The following is a 14,495-nucleotide window of genomic DNA, read 5'->3' as shown; positions in this document are numbered from 1 at the left end:
TATGGACTGGGCACAATTTATCGGAAGATTCCACCCTTTGGTGGTTCATTTACCCATTGGGTTTTTATTGTTTGGGCTTATTTTAGAGCTACTGAGTTTCCTTCGTAAGTCGGATAGTGCTGATTTTCGCAAGATCATTGCTTGGTCGTATTTGGCCAGTGCTTTTGGGGCGATGATGAGCGCGCTGATTGGCTTGATGCTGGCGCAAGGCGGAGGTTATGATGCCGCAGCCCTCGCCAATCATAAATGGATGGGATTTGCACTAGTCGGCCTTACCGCCTTATTATACTGGTCAAAATCCCGGAAATGGGACAAGAAAAGCCCTTTGGTGGCTTATGGACTCGTTGGTGTTTCCTTCGTCCTGGTGTCGCTGACGGGGCATTTAGGGGGAAATCTCACCCATGGATCTGATTATCTACTGGTGCATGCACCCAATCCCATCAAGCGACTAGCAGGGATGGAGACGGGAGAAGGAGGGGATACCAGCCTTCCCGGCAATCCTGATTCTATTTTGGTATTTCAGCATATCATTCAGCCTGTGCTGGAGGAGAAGTGTATAAGTTGCCATAACCCTGCCAAGGCCAAAGGCGGTCTGGACCTGAGTAGCCTGGAGGCGATGCGGGCCGGCGGAGAAAGTGGCACTGTACTTTCTGGCGGCATGGGGCTGGAGAGTGAGCTGGTGCATAGAATTACATTGCCTGAGAGCAGTACCAAGTATATGCCTCCTCAGGGAAATGGAATGTCTTACGGTGAGATCGCCCTTCTGAAATGGTGGGTGAGCCAAGGTGCTCCAGATAGCCTCAGCCTGGCGGCGGAGGAACTGCCTATAGAGATAGTGGCGATTCTGGATCGGGACTATAAGGTGGACGCCAGCCCACGGCCATTTATCGATAAGCTTACCGCCACTGCCATTACCGATGAGCAGCTGCAGGAGGTGCGTGCAGCAGGACTTCAGGTCAATCGCCTGACCCCTGACAGCCAGCTGCTGGAGGTTTCCCTTCAGGGAGGAACCTTCGATAGCCATCAGGCCGAGCTGCTCCAAAATATCGCTTCCAATATCGTCTATGCTGACTTTTCTAGAGCTACCATCAATGGCCAGGCTTTTGAGAAAGTGGCTCTTATGAAAAACCTAATTCGCATCGACCTGCGCCACTCCACCATTACAGATGCCGAAATGACGATCCTGGCGGGGCAGCCTCATCTGGAAGTGGTCAATATCTATGGTACGCAGATAAGCCAGGAAGGGCTAAAGGTGCTGGGCGAAAATACCGCAACACGGAAAGTGTATGTGTGGAATACCCTAATCAGCCCCACAGAGATGGAGGCCCTCTCGCAGCAATTCCCGCATCTCAACCTAATTGGCGGAGCCAGCGCTCCTTCGGTTAGCAGCTGATGAAAACCATTGGCGAAATGACCTTCTCAGGTTTTGAGCCTATGATTTTTATCCAAAATAAGCACTGACCATCTATCCACCCAATGCCCCAATAGGGACCGAAGCGATGAACGGTAGGGATATGATGGGCTTTTAGCGATGAATCGTAAAGTATGATTTATAATATAGCCTTCTGAACCGGGTTCAGAGGGCTATTCTTATTTAAGACCCAAGGAAATTTTTTAAGGGTTTATCCCGCTTATATCATTGCTGAGAATTCAGACTCTCGGCCAGTGATGCAAGGTCTTACCATTAAGTTTATTTGGTGTTCACTGACCATTGCCACAGGCTTATGCTCTATATACTCCCATTCCCCTCATTACCATACATGTGTTATGAGTTATACCATATGTTTTTTTTTGGTCTCACTTTTTTTCTAGGACCGAATGGGATAGGCATAGACAGGGTGTTGGAAATGGGTGATTTGCTGCAATAAAGTGGGCTTGTCAGATGAAATACAGGCCTAAAAGCCCTATATGCCAATTTATCCAGTTTTTGTCTAGTATGTTTTTATGGTAAGGGGGGAATAAAATGGGAGTTTTAGACCAGTGATTTAGGGGAAGTCAAAACAACTTTTCATTTAAATCAAATGCCAAAAATAAAGCCGGTATGCAGGTAGATGGGCATGCCGGTTTTTATTGGGCTGAGAGATAAACTCAATTTTAATAACCTCAATATATATGTTAACACTAAAAACTATTTTACCCATTGCGATAATGGCATCGACCATCTTTGCATGTTCAGAACCATCACCCAGCCAGCCATCCACCGATGAGGGAGCCCCTGGTCAGACTTACCCGGATTCGGTATATGATTTTTTGGCCATTCCAAAAACGGATAAATTAAGTGCGGCCTCTAAGCGGGCTTTGGAGCGGAATTATGCGCAAGGACCTGAATGGTTTATCGAGTTTACCAAGTCCGACCTGAAGGGCGACTTTGCCTATGAAGAAGGAGTAACCCGCAGGGATCCCAGTGACCTGATCAAGGTGGGGGATACCTATTATGTTTATTATACCAAAACGGTGGGTAAGTCCTATGGATTTGGTACGGGAGATCCCGAAAAGAAAGTATTCCCTTGGGACAAGTCCGAGGTATGGTATGCGACCTCGCAAGATGGCTGGACCTGGAAAGAAGAAGGACTGGCGGTAGGCAGAGGTGAGGCAGGTGCATATGATGACCGCTCGGTATTCACCCCTCAGGTGATGACTCATGAGGACAAGTATATTTTGGTCTATCAGACGGTGAAAGCCCCTTATGTAAACAGGGTGAAAAATCAGGTAGGAATGGCCATTTCAGATTCCCCGGAGGGGCCTTTCAAAAAACTTAGCGCACCAATACTCTCGCCCACAGATGATGGCGAGTGGGATGGAGAAGAGGATTCCCGCTTCAATGTAAAGTCCCAAGGCTCATTTGACAGTCATAAGGTACATGATCCGACGCTATTGCACTATAAAGGCAAATTTTACCTCTACTATAAAGGAGAAAGAATGGGCGAGCATAAGACTTTTGGCGGTCGTGAGATCAAATGGGGAGTGGCCATATCTGATAAGCTCACCGGCCCATATGTCAAGTCTGAGTACAATCCGATCACCAACAGTGGCCATGAGCTCTGTGTATGGAAATATGATGGAGGCGTCGCCGCTTTGATCATCACAGATGGCCCTGAGCGTAATACTCTCCAATGGTCACCAGATGGGATCAATTTTGAAATTAAATCTCATGTCAAATCAGGTCCAGAGGCGGCAGGCCTTGACCAGTCGCTCGACTTTGAGGCTAGCCCTGTGGCGGCTCTTCAGTGGGGGCTGACCCATGAATACGTCACAGGTGATTGGCAGGTGATCAGGAGATTTGACGCCCGTAAATCCTTCAATCCATAATTATAAACCATCGCATTGGGCTTCCATTGAGACCTGAGGGGGACCCCTTAGCCAGGCCGATGGAAGCCATTTGCGGATCAATAAACTCAAATTGTAAAATCTAATTAAAGATATGAAAGCAGCATTTTATCAAGAAAAGGGAAAGTTTTCTATTGGTGAATCACCTATCGAAAAGCCTGGCAAAGGCGAAGTTCGTTTGTCCGTTCAGTATTGCGGGGTTTGCGGCACCGATGTACATATTTTTCATGGGGTAATGGACAAGCGAGTGAGTCCACCTCAGGTGATTGGTCATGAGGCCTCGGCTGTGGTGGCGGAGCTTGGAGAAGGCGTGGACAATGTGGCTGTAGGTGATGAAGTGGCCGTTCGTCCGCTTCGCTTTGGCGCGGAGCATTCTTTTGACAAAGGTCATAAGCACGTAGGCAAAAACCTGAAGTTCATCGGTATAGATAGCGCAGGAGCCTTCCAGCAAAACTGGGTGGTGCCCGCCTATACCCTTCATAAGCTTCCTGAGGGGCTTTCTTTGAAGCATGGAGCATTTATAGAGCCATTGGCAGTGGCCTGTCATGATGTGAAGATCGGCAGAGTGACTAAGGGTGAAAACGCCTTGGTGATCGGTGGAGGCCCTATCGGGACTTTGATCGCCTTTGTCCTCAAGGAAAAAGGTGCCAATGTATTCATCTCCGAAGTCAATGCCACCCGCATAGGGATGTTAAAGGATTTGGGATTTGAAGTGATCAACCCGGCGCAGGAAAGCCTAAAAGATAGCATCACACGCCTGACTGATGAGAAGATGATAGACTGCGCCTTTGAGGTGTCAGGATCCCAGGCCGGTGTGGAGGCGATGACCGAGGTGGTCAATGTTCGCGGTCGAATAGTAATGGTAGCCATTCATGGCGGCGGCACCAGGAATGTCGATTTATTTAAGTTTTTCTGGTCAGAGGTAGAGCTATTGGGTGCGCGACTGTATGAGGAGGAAGATTATGAGGAGGCCTTACGCATTGCTGCCTCGGGTACGGTGCCATTTGAGCAGCTGATCACCAAGGTGGGAGGACTGGAGCAGATTCAGGAGGTCTTTGATGAGATAGATAAGAATCCTGCGGGAATGAAATACCTAATTGACATTAACCAATAATAATAAACCAAAATGAGTGTACTGAATAAATTTAACCTAGAGGGAAAAACCGCCCTGGTGACGGGCTGCAAGAGAGGAATAGGCAAAGCGATGGCAGAAGCATTGGCAGAGGCCGGCGCGGATATCATTGGTGTGAGTGCTTCATTGGAGCTGAGTGGGAGTGAAGTGGAGAAGTCTATCCTGTCCAAAGGACGCAAATTTTCGGCCTTTCAGTGTGATTTTTCCGATCGCCAGGACCTATATCGATTCATCAATGAGGTAAAGGAAGCTCATCCTCAGGTGGATATTCTAATTAATAATGCAGGAACGATTTTGCGCAAGCCCGCTGCCGAGCATCCCGATGAGATGTGGGATAAGGTGATCGAGGTAAACCAAAATGCACAGTTTATCCTGACGCGGGAGTTTGGTAAGGAGATGATCGCCAGAGGTAGTGGAAAAGTGGTCTTTACGGCTTCTTTACTCACTTTTCAGGGAGGTATCACCGTTCCTGGGTATGCTGCCAGCAAGGGCGCGATTGGTCAGTTGACCATGGCTTTTGCCAATGAATGGGCGAGCAAAGGGGTGAATGTAAATGCAATTGCCCCGGGCTATATCAGCACGGATAATACCGAGGCTCTTCGAAATGACCCTGATCGGTCCAGCTCTATTCTGTCGCGTATTCCTGCGGGAAGATGGGGTGAGGCTGAGGACTTTGGCGGTCCGGTAGTGTTTCTATGTTCTGAGGCAGCCGCTTATATGCACGGCAGTGTGATGCTGGTGGATGGCGGATGGATGGGACGATAAACGCCATTTAGTGAAAAACCATTAAACAAAAAACCATGAAAAACTATCAATTATATATCGACGGACAATGGGTGGACTCCACCACAGGGGCCACCGAAAATGTATTGAACCCAAGTGATGAATCTATCGTGGCGACCGTCCAGGATGGCAATGCTCAGGATGCTGAGCGGGCCTTGGTGGCGGCAGAAAAAGCCCAAAAAGAATGGAAAAAATTACCTGCGAGAAAGAGAGCAGAATATCTCTATGCTTTTGCGGCAGAGATAAAAGCCAGAAAATCTGATTTGGCACGTCTGCTTGTCCAGGAGCAAGGTAAGCTGATCAGTGTGGCGGAGATGGAAGTGGACGTGACTGCCTCATTTATAGAATATGCCTGCGAATGGGCGCGCCGTATCGAGGGGGATCTCGTGCCCTCTGACAACGAGAACGAGCAAATATGGATCAATAAAGTCCCTCGTGGCGTTGTGGTGGCGATTACCGCATGGAATTTCCCTCTTGCCCTTGCCGGTAGGAAGATAGGCCCAGCTCTGGTCGCTGGCAATACCATCGTGGTAAAACCCACTACCGAAACACCCCTGGCGACCCTGGAGCTAGGGAATATCGCCAGTAAGGTGGGCTTACCCGCCGGTGTGCTCAATATCATCACTGGCCCTGGTCGTGTGATGGGTGGCGCACTAGTCGAAAGCCCTATCACCAAAATGGTCACCATGACCGGAAGTACTCCCGTGGGACAGCAGATCGCCAGAGCTGCTGCCGATAACCTCATCCACGTGCAGCTGGAATTGGGAGGAAAGGCTCCTTTTATAGTCTTCGAAGATGCCGATATCGACGCCGCCGTGGACGCCGCCCTGCATTCCCGATTTGACAATTGTGGCCAGGTATGTACCTGCAACGAACGCCTGTACCTTCATGAGGACATCTATGAGCCCTTTATGGAGAAGTTTCTCGCCAAGGTAAAATCCCTAAAAGTAGGTGATCCCATGGATCCTGCCAGCCAGATGGGTCCTAAAGTAAACGCCAAGGAACTGGCTAATATGGAGAAATTGGTCGCTGAGGCCATCCAGGAGGGAGCCACCCTGCTTCATGGCGGCAAAAGACCCGAAGGCAGCCAGTTTGAAAAAGGCTTTTGGTTTGAGCCTACCGTTCTTACCGATGTGGAACAGCATATGGGCATCGTTCATCATGAGTCCTTCGGTCCTATTCTTCCTGTGATCAGGTTTAATGACTTCGATCAGGTGATCGGCTTCGCCAATGACAGTGAATATGGCCTGGCGGCAATGGTATTCACCAATAATATGAATACCATCATGAAGTGCAATGATGAGCTGGAATTTGGTGAAATCTATATCAATAGAGGCCATGGAGAGCAGCATCAGGGCTTCCATAATGGCTATAAGCTCAGCGGTACCGGAGGAGAAGATGGTAAATACGGTTTTGAGCAATACCTGGATAAGAAAACTTTTTATGTCAGATACAAAGCCTAAAGACTATGACTAAGATTAAAGATATAAAATGCCGACTGTTTAAAGTGCCTCTGCCGGAGGTGCTCAATGATGCCAAGCATGGCGACCATACTCATTTTGAATTGATAACCACCACCATCACCCTGGAGGATGGCAGTCAGGGGACGGGCTATAGCTATACAGGTGGCAAGGGCGGCCATGCTATCAAGGCCATGGTGGAGCATGATCTCACTCCTGCCTTGCTGGGTCAGTCTGGTGAGGATATCGATGGGATATATGACCTGCTGGAATGGCATATTCACTATGTCGGGCGCGGAGGAATCGCCTCTTTTGCAATCTCCACGGTGGACATTGCCCTCTGGGATATCAAATGCAAGAAAGCTGGACAGCCACTTTGGAAGATGGCTGGTGGCCATAATAATAAGTGTAAAGCCTATAGAGGCGGTATTGACCTGCAATTTCCCCTGCCGAAGTTGCTGGATAATATGAAAAGCTACTTGGAAGCGGGGTTCAATGCCGTGAAGATTAAGATCGGTCGTGAAAACCTCCAGGAAGACCTGGACAGAATCAAGGCCGTTCGGGAATTTGTGGGAGAGGACATTACCTTCATGGTGGATGCCAACTATTCCATGAGCCGCGAAAAAGCCATCGAGGCTTCAAAGGCTTTTGAGCAATATAATATTCTATGGTTTGAAGAGCCTACCATTCCTGATGATTATCTGGGCTATGGAATTATCGCTGAGGCCACCAAGGTGCCACTGGCGATGGGCGAAAACCTGCATACCATTCATGAATTTGAGTATGCCTTTGAGCAAGCCAAATTGGGCTTTATTCAGCCGGACGCCTCCAATTGTGGAGGGATCACCGGCTGGCTAAAAGCCGCCCAATTAGCGAAAAAATATGGTATTCCTGCCTGCTCCCATGGCATGCAGGAGCTGCACGTAAGTTTGGTTTCTGCCCAGGAAAATAGCGGATGGCTGGAAGTCCATAGCTTCCCGATCGATGAGTACACTACCCGACCCTTACAGATCGAAGATCATCTGGCTGTCGCTCCCGATGCCCCAGGCACTGGAGTAGAATTTGACTGGACGAAATTACAGCCGTATGAAGTAGGAGCAGCCGTTTTGACTGGCGATAAGCCCCTTCAAATTTAGTTTAATGGTTCAGCAGCCCAAAGGTCTTTTTGACTGGAGGGCTGTTGTTTTTTTCAATTAACTTAACCAATAACCCAATGATTAACTCAAATAAATTCGGTGTTTTTGAGGGACAAGAGGTCTTTTTATATACACTTAGCAATAGCGCAGGGATGGAAGTGAAGATAATGAACTATGGCGCTACCATCACCTCAGTATCGATTCCAGGTTCGGAAGGATCCCGGGAAGAACTGGTTTGTGGATTTGATTCCTTTGAGGCTTACTTTTCTCCAGCCTATACCTCCAACTCTCCTTATTTTGGAGGTACGGTAGGGAGGTTTGCCTCCCGGCTGAAGGATGGTAAATTCTCCCTTCAGGGCAAGGATTACCAGCTCGCCACCAATGATGGTCCTAATCATCTTCACGGCGGCCTTCGTGGTTTTGATAAGCGAATGTGGGAGCTGAAGGAGCAGAATTCTGAGAAGAACCAGTTGACCTTAAGCCTCTTTTCCCCGGACGGGGAGGAAGGTTTTCCCGGCAATTTGCAGGTGGAACTTAGTTTTACTTTGGGAGAAGATAATGACTTATCGATCTCCTATGCTGCTCATACCGACCAGGACAGCCCTATTTCACTGACCAACCATAGTTATTTTAATCTTTCTGGATTCAAAGAGGATCTCAGCAATCATAAGGTCCAAATCGCTACGGAGCAATACCTAGTACCTGATGAAAGCAATGTACCTGTCGGGCCTCTGGCTAAGAGCAAGGCGCTTGGCTTTGACCTGAAAGAGGGGGTGGAGATGACCAGGGTTTTCGAAAGTCTTCCGGATGGTTTTGAGCATTATTTTATTTTCGACCAAGGGGAAGGATTGCAAACCGTGGCGGAGATTTCTCATCCAGCAAGCTCTCGCAGGATGGTGGTACGGAGCACCGAACCGGGAATGCTTTTCTATACGGGGATGTACACTTCTGATGAGCTAAAGCGTGAAAATGGTGATCAGTTTGGCAAGTTTCGGGGCCTTTGCTGCGAAACCCACCGCTATCCCAATGGACCCAATATCCCTTCAGCACCTGGAGCCATTACCCCAGCGGGAGAAACCTACCGAAGCACCACCACCTTTACCTTTTCATTCTAACGATCACCCAATTAACCCAAAGTATTATGTTAACAGGAATAATATGGGCCATCAGCGCAGGCCTGATTTTAGGCTTATACGCCTTGCCAGAGAAGTTTACAAAGGATTTTAAATATGAAAATACATGGAGCCTGTTTTTTGTGCTCACCATGTTTGTGGTTCCTATCATCACCTCGGTCTTATTGATCGATGGATTTGGGGAGATTTTCGGGAATATGCCCGCAGATATTTGGTTGAAAATGGGCCTTGCCAGTTTCCTCTGGGGTACGGGGGTGATGATGTGGGGCAAAGCGATAAACCATATCGGTCTGTCCTTAGGGTTTTCGATATTTATAGGCACCATCATTCTTATAGGTTCACTGCTGCCCTTCGCCGTGGATGGCATGCCAGATGAAAATTCCCTCATGTACATCCTTGCCGGCATCGTCGTCGTACTGCTTGGAGTGATCTTCAATGGGAAGGCCGGTATCATCAGAGAAAAGGATCAAAGTGCACAGAATGCTGCCGCTGGTAAGGCCAAGGGCAATATCACGGTAGGAATCATCATCGCCATCGTCGGCGGATTATTGGCCACTGGCTTCAGCTATGCCAATGCAGTAGGCAGACCTTATTTGCACGAAGCAAGTACTGCCCAGGGCAATGCGGATTGGATTACGGCCGTATGTGTGATGTTCCCGATTTTTATCAGCGGTGGCATTGCCATGACGCTTTATTTCGCTTGGCAGCTTAGCCAAAAGAAAGCCTGGGCCACCTTCAAAACACCTAATTTCAGCAGAAATTTCCTTCTGATCCTAGTCATGGCGGTCTTTCATTATGCCGCTTCTGCCATCTTTGCTTATGCCGCCTATCGCCTTGGAGATGCAGGGAATTCCGTGGGATATGCCATCTTCAATACCAGTAGCGTGGCCACGGCTATCCTGAGTGGGCTGATCACCAAGGAGTGGCTCGGTGCTTCTTCCAAAGCCAAAGGCTATCTCTATGCTGGCCTCGCCTGCATGGTCATCGGAATCATAATTATCGGTGTCGGAAACGCTGCCTAATTAATAGTCAATACCTAAATTATGGAGCAGTATTAAGGGACTTAATTCCTCGATCTGCTCCATTTTTATTAATTAATAATGCCCTTACTTTTCTTAATTTATTTTTTGATAGGGATGCAGTGCTCATGCTTAACGTTTAACTATCTCTTTAATTTTTTGCTGGCCTTATAACACCTGACGCTAATATTGCTTAGGATAAATTAATTTTTCTTCCTAAATGAAGAGCTCCCCAGCTTCCTTGCAGGAAAGTCATGCCGCTTCACCGTTCAATATTATCGGCCTTAAAATAAAAATTAACAGGATTTTCGAAATAATGCGGAAGATACCGAAAAGGAGCAGGCGTTTTGAAGCAGACGATAATCCTTTGCTGGGAACGCTGCTGGATGATTTTCTTCATAATTAATTAGTTTATTACAGCCTCATTGATTTTGTCTATGACCTTATAAAAACAATCAATGGAGTTTATTGCAGATTTATGTAAATAGCTGTGTAATATTGTAGGATAAACTCACAACTAATTTAAATTATATGAAAAGGATTATTCCAATAATGTGGCTTGCGGCTTATTGCTTTTTACTGCCTGCCTGCCAGCAGAAGACCCAGCAGGAAGTGCTGGCGGAGGCAGATGGGGAGACTGGTGCTACCAAAAAGAGCAAGTCTACTCTCAAGGCCACGAGCAATAGTGAATGGTGGCCTAATCAGCTGAACCTGAGCATTCTTCGTCAGAATTCCCCGCTTTCCAATCCCATGGGCGAGGATTTCGACTATATAAAGGAGTTCAACTCTGTAGCTTATGATAGTCTAAAAGGGGATATCCGTAAGGTACTTACTGATTCTCAGGAATGGTGGCCAGCGGATTTTGGTCATTATGGAGGTTTATTTATCCGTATGGCCTGGCACAGTGCGGGCACCTATCGTACGGGTGATGGTCGTGGAGGAAGCCGCTCCGGACAGCAGCGATTTGCTCCGCTGAATAGCTGGCCGGACAATGCCAACCTGGATAAGGCTCGGAGATTACTCTGGCCTATAAAGCAAAAATATGGCAATAAGATATCATGGGCCGATCTCCTGGTGCTTACGGGAAATGTAGCTTTGGAAGATATGGGCTTTGAGACTTTTGGATATGCTGGAGGTAGAGAAGATACCTGGGAGCCGGAGCTGGATATTTATTGGGGCGCAGAGAGAGAGTGGCTTGGCGATGATAAGCGTTATTCTGGTGATCGAGAACTTGAGAATCCCCTTGCGGCGGTTCAGATGGGACTGATCTACGTCAATCCCGAAGGCCCTAATGGTAATCCGGATCCACTTCTTGCGGCCAAAGATATTCGTGAGACCTTTGGAAGAATGGGCATGAACGATGAGGAAATCGTGGCTTTGATCGCTGGTGGCCATACGCTAGGAAAGGCTCACGGTGCTGGTGATGCTTCACAGGTGGGTGCAGATCCGGAATCTGCCCCTATCGAAGAGCAGGGTTTTGGATGGAAAAGCAGCCATAAATCGGGCAAGGGAACGGATGCAATTACCTCCGGACTTGAGGTAACCTGGACTGCCACCCCTACACAGTGGAGCCATTTGTTCTTTGTAAGCTTATTCGAAAATGAATGGGAGCTAACCAAAAGCCCCTCAGGAGGTCATCAGTGGGAAGCCAAAGATTCCGATATGACCGTGCCTGATGCCTTTGACGCTAAAAAACGGCATAAGCCGGGCATGTTTACCACCGATTTATCCCTGCGATTTGACCCGGGATTTGAGAAGATCTCCAGGCATTTTTACGAAAACCCAGAGGCTTTTAACGCCGCTTTTGCAAAGGCCTGGTTCAAACTTACCCACCGGGATATGGGCCCAAAAACCACCTACCTCGGTCCTGAAGCACCCTCAGAGGATCTTATCTGGCAGGATCCCATCCCTGCTGTGGATCATCCCCTGGTCACTGATCGGGATATCAGTCAGCTGAAAACCAGCCTTCTAAAATCAGGGCTTAGCATCAGCGAAATGGTGTCCACAGCCTGGGCTTCAGCATCTACTTATAGAGGATCCGATCGTCGTGGTGGCGCCAATGGAGCAAGGATCAGATTGGCTCCGCAGAAGGATTGGGAAGTGAATAACCCTAAGCAATTACAAAAGGTCCTAGGCACACTGGAATCTATTCAGCAGGATTTTAATGCAAAGTCCAGCCCCAGAAAAATATCCATGGCTGACTTAATCGTGCTGGCTGGAGATGCCGCCGTGGAGCAAGCCGCCAAAAACGCTGGCTTTACCGTTCAGATTCCTTTCATTCCTGGGCGAATGGATGCCCTTCAGGAGCAAACCGACGTGGCTTCCTTTGCCGTCCTTGAGCCTATGGCGGATGGATTCCGGAATTACCTGAAGACTCAATATACGGTCTCCACAGAAGAACTTCTCGTGGATAAAGCCCAACTGCTGACTCTTACCGCTCCTGAGATGACCGTGCTTGTAGGCGGAATGAGAGCCATGAATGCGAATTTTGATGGTTCTAAGGAGGGGATTTTCTCCGATTCTAAGGATGCTCTGACCAATGATTTCTTCGTCCACCTTCTCGATATGAGTACAGAGTGGAAGGCGAATTCTGACTCTAAAGAGCATTTTGAAGGGCTGGATAGAGCTTCCGGGGCGGCTAAATATACCGCAAGTCGCGCAGACCTGATCTTTGGGTCTAATTCTGAACTTCGAGCACTTGCAGAAGTCTATGCGACCAACGATGCCAAGGAAAAATTCGTGATGGACTTCGTGGCAGCCTGGGATAAAGTGATGAAACTTGATCGATTTGACCTGAAATACCCACAGAAATAGTGAGATAGATTTCTAATTATTACCATAAATAAAACCCTGCCTCTAGCATCAATTTCGCTCCAGGCAGGGTTTTTTTAGTAATTGAATTTTAATTCTTCCAGACATTTTCTACTCTCTTCCTTTGAGCTCTATGGAGTAGAATAGCTCCTCCCGAGGATCTTCGAAAGGAGCATTGAAGGGTAGAAAAATCAGTTGGTTTAAGAATAATAATTTTGCACCGCTCAGGTGCGTACCTAAAATAAGCTCTGTCCTAAATCTAATGAAAGAAGTATTCCCTGATTTAGCCCCAGGGCTTAGCCTATTTATAGTGATAGCACTTTATAATTTTTTAAGGCTAATCTTATCAATATAGGCCGCTTGATTTTCTTTGTTGGTGATCATCAGGATGATTTCTTCCATATCTCCACTGTCAAATTCTATCTGATAATCTTTCCAATCTGTGGAGGCGCTTATGGATTCCTGACTGAGGGAAGGGATCTGCAACTGGAGCCCGGCGAGGGCCTTGGCACGGAAACTTAGCTGATAACGAGCGCCTTGGTCCACTTCCACCTTCTGAGCAATACTCGCATCGGCACCCGCCAAGGATAAAGCGGTAGCATCTCCATCTGTTTCATATAGCAGAAGACTTCGCTGCACCTGACCTTTCCAGTACCAGGCCTCCAAAGAGGCATCGGTAAAGCTGCCGTTTTTGATGAGTCCTCCATCAAAGGTATCAGCAGGCCTATAGGTCCTGACATAGTCTATCCTATATTTATTTTTGGTTTCATCGGCGAGCTCCGCATCGGTGGCGCGGATTGGCTCGGTACCTGCGGCCGGGAAAGATCGCCAATCATGGTCCTCCAAATCAATAATCATAAACATCTCTCGATTCAGGCCCTCTTCTGATGGATCTTCAATGCCTTCTTTCCGCAGCTCCCGCACCAATTGCCCGTCGTAATAGAAGTCGATCGTAAAGGCATCTTTCCAGTAGGCACCAAACAAGTGGTAGTCTTCCCGATAGGGTGTTTCGCCTGGTAAGGGATGATGCTTTTGATCATCATAATTTTCTAAAATCTGATTTTTGTCATTTCTCACGAAAATATGGTAATTGGTAGAAGGCCTTGCGGCAAACCATTTTTGATCGGGACGATCCCCTCCATACACCTCCAAAATGTCTATTTCACGGGTGTCATCCTGGCTTAAGAACCAGAAGTTGGAGGACAATACCTGATTGGCGACCTTGGCCCTTACTTCGGTATAGATTGGAAATTTAATTTTTTCTTTGGAGCTGATGACCCCGCAGTATACTTTTTCGGAGCCTGTTTTTCTACTTGCCTTTAGGATCAACTCCCCATTTTCCACGCTGGAATGGCTGCTATTCCACTCGGTAAGACCAGGGCCGATCCAAGCGTTGAAGTAAGTATCTTTCCATTTGCTCTGGAATTCCTGATCCTTGCCAGTATAATCAAATTCGTCTGAAAAGGCGGGTAAATACATCCATTCATGGCCTTGAGGGACAAAGCCTTTGCTGGGTTCCAAGGGAAGATTTCCCAAGGTATATCCCAATAAAGGATCCTTTTCGGGAGAAGGGGAGGGGTCTGCTTCTGAGCTGCTGGTACAGCTGAGTAAGACGCAGATTAATAGTGCATTAAATGAATATTTCATAAGTGATTTATTTTAACCTATAGCGATTCGTTGGTACGCAATATATA

Annotated in this window: 11 protein-coding genes; 9 read left to right on the top strand and 2 right to left on the bottom strand. The window is 47.6% G+C overall.

The window, feature by feature from the left end:
* Position 1 precedes the first annotated feature (1 nt).
* The 8 genes from B050_RS0117155 to B050_RS0117120 all read left to right on the top strand — a co-directional run bounded on the left by B050_RS0117155 (position 2) and on the right by B050_RS0117120 (position 9,993).
* Positions 2 to 1,393, top strand: a complete 1,392-nt coding sequence (locus tag B050_RS0117155; RefSeq protein WP_018475184.1) for a c-type cytochrome domain-containing protein — start codon at positions 2 to 4, stop codon at positions 1,391 to 1,393.
* A gap of 719 nt (positions 1,394 to 2,112) precedes the next feature.
* Positions 2,113 to 3,309 (top strand): glycoside hydrolase family 117 protein, encoded by a 1,197-nt coding sequence (locus B050_RS0117150; RefSeq protein ID WP_157492867.1) that lies wholly within the window; start codon positions 2,113 to 2,115, stop codon positions 3,307 to 3,309.
* A 112-nt stretch (positions 3,310 to 3,421) separates the two neighbouring features.
* Complete coding sequence (locus B050_RS0117145) at positions 3,422 to 4,441, top strand: zinc-dependent alcohol dehydrogenase (RefSeq protein WP_018475182.1); 1,020 nt, start codon at positions 3,422 to 3,424, stop codon at positions 4,439 to 4,441.
* 12 nt (positions 4,442 to 4,453) lie between these two features.
* Positions 4,454 to 5,224, top strand: coding sequence for an SDR family NAD(P)-dependent oxidoreductase (locus B050_RS0117140; protein ID WP_018475181.1), 771 nt, complete (start codon positions 4,454 to 4,456; stop codon positions 5,222 to 5,224).
* Positions 5,225 to 5,259: 35 nt separating this feature from the next.
* Entirely contained in the window at positions 5,260 to 6,705 is a 1,446-nt protein-coding gene (aldA, locus tag B050_RS0117135) for an aldehyde dehydrogenase (protein WP_018475180.1), read from the top strand.
* 5 nt (positions 6,706 to 6,710) lie between these two features.
* Entirely contained in the window at positions 6,711 to 7,838 is a 1,128-nt protein-coding gene (locus B050_RS0117130; protein ID WP_018475179.1) for a mandelate racemase/muconate lactonizing enzyme family protein, read from the top strand.
* Between the two features lie 77 nt (positions 7,839 to 7,915).
* A complete protein-coding gene (locus B050_RS0117125; RefSeq protein ID WP_018475178.1) occupies positions 7,916 to 8,953 on the top strand; it encodes an aldose epimerase family protein in 1,038 nt (345 codons plus the stop codon).
* Between the two features lie 26 nt (positions 8,954 to 8,979).
* A complete protein-coding gene (locus B050_RS0117120) occupies positions 8,980 to 9,993 on the top strand; it encodes an L-rhamnose/proton symporter RhaT (protein ID WP_018475177.1) in 1,014 nt (337 codons plus the stop codon).
* A 259-nt stretch (positions 9,994 to 10,252) separates the two neighbouring features.
* On the opposite strand, the gene B050_RS23500 is transcribed toward B050_RS0117120, so the two are convergent.
* Positions 10,253 to 10,390, bottom strand: a complete 138-nt coding sequence (locus tag B050_RS23500; protein ID WP_157492866.1) for a hypothetical protein — start codon at positions 10,388 to 10,390, stop codon at positions 10,253 to 10,255.
* A 131-nt stretch (positions 10,391 to 10,521) separates the two neighbouring features.
* On the opposite strand from B050_RS23500, the gene katG reads away from it, so the two are divergent.
* Positions 10,522 to 12,804 (top strand): catalase/peroxidase HPI, encoded by a 2,283-nt coding sequence (gene katG / locus B050_RS0117110; RefSeq protein ID WP_026235979.1) that lies wholly within the window; start codon positions 10,522 to 10,524, stop codon positions 12,802 to 12,804.
* Positions 12,805 to 13,122: 318 nt separating this feature from the next.
* On the opposite strand, the gene B050_RS0117105 is transcribed toward katG, so the two are convergent.
* Positions 13,123 to 14,448, bottom strand: coding sequence for a family 16 glycosylhydrolase (locus B050_RS0117105; protein ID WP_018475174.1), 1,326 nt, complete (start codon positions 14,446 to 14,448; stop codon positions 13,123 to 13,125).
* Positions 14,449 to 14,495 lie beyond the last annotated feature (47 nt).

The organism is Echinicola pacifica DSM 19836 (assembly GCF_000373245.1).
Taxonomy (GTDB): domain Bacteria; phylum Bacteroidota; class Bacteroidia; order Cytophagales; family Cyclobacteriaceae; genus Echinicola; species Echinicola pacifica.
This window is presented reverse-complemented; position numbering and strand designations above follow the sequence as displayed.

Excerpts from the sequence above, each read along its gene's own strand:
- B050_RS0117155 (WP_018475184.1), top strand. The coding sequence starts at position 2 with ATGGACTGGGCACAATTTATCGGAAGATTCCACCCTTTGGTGGTTCAT.
- katG (WP_026235979.1), top strand. The coding sequence starts at position 10,522 with ATGAAAAGGATTATTCCAATAATGTGGCTTGCGGCTTATTGCTTTTTA.
- B050_RS0117140 (WP_018475181.1), top strand. The coding sequence starts at position 4,454 with ATGAGTGTACTGAATAAATTTAACCTAGAGGGAAAAACCGCCCTGGTG.
- B050_RS0117105 (WP_018475174.1), bottom strand. The coding sequence starts at position 14,448 with ATGAAATATTCATTTAATGCACTATTAATCTGCGTCTTACTCAGCTGT.
- B050_RS23500 (WP_157492866.1), bottom strand. The coding sequence starts at position 10,390 with ATGAAGAAAATCATCCAGCAGCGTTCCCAGCAAAGGATTATCGTCTGC.
- aldA (WP_018475180.1), top strand. The coding sequence starts at position 5,260 with ATGAAAAACTATCAATTATATATCGACGGACAATGGGTGGACTCCACC.
- B050_RS0117145 (WP_018475182.1), top strand. The coding sequence starts at position 3,422 with ATGAAAGCAGCATTTTATCAAGAAAAGGGAAAGTTTTCTATTGGTGAA.
- B050_RS0117150 (WP_157492867.1), top strand. The coding sequence starts at position 2,113 with ATGTTAACACTAAAAACTATTTTACCCATTGCGATAATGGCATCGACC.
- B050_RS0117120 (WP_018475177.1), top strand. The coding sequence starts at position 8,980 with ATGTTAACAGGAATAATATGGGCCATCAGCGCAGGCCTGATTTTAGGC.
- B050_RS0117125 (WP_018475178.1), top strand. The coding sequence starts at position 7,916 with ATGATTAACTCAAATAAATTCGGTGTTTTTGAGGGACAAGAGGTCTTT.
- B050_RS0117130 (WP_018475179.1), top strand. The coding sequence starts at position 6,711 with ATGACTAAGATTAAAGATATAAAATGCCGACTGTTTAAAGTGCCTCTG.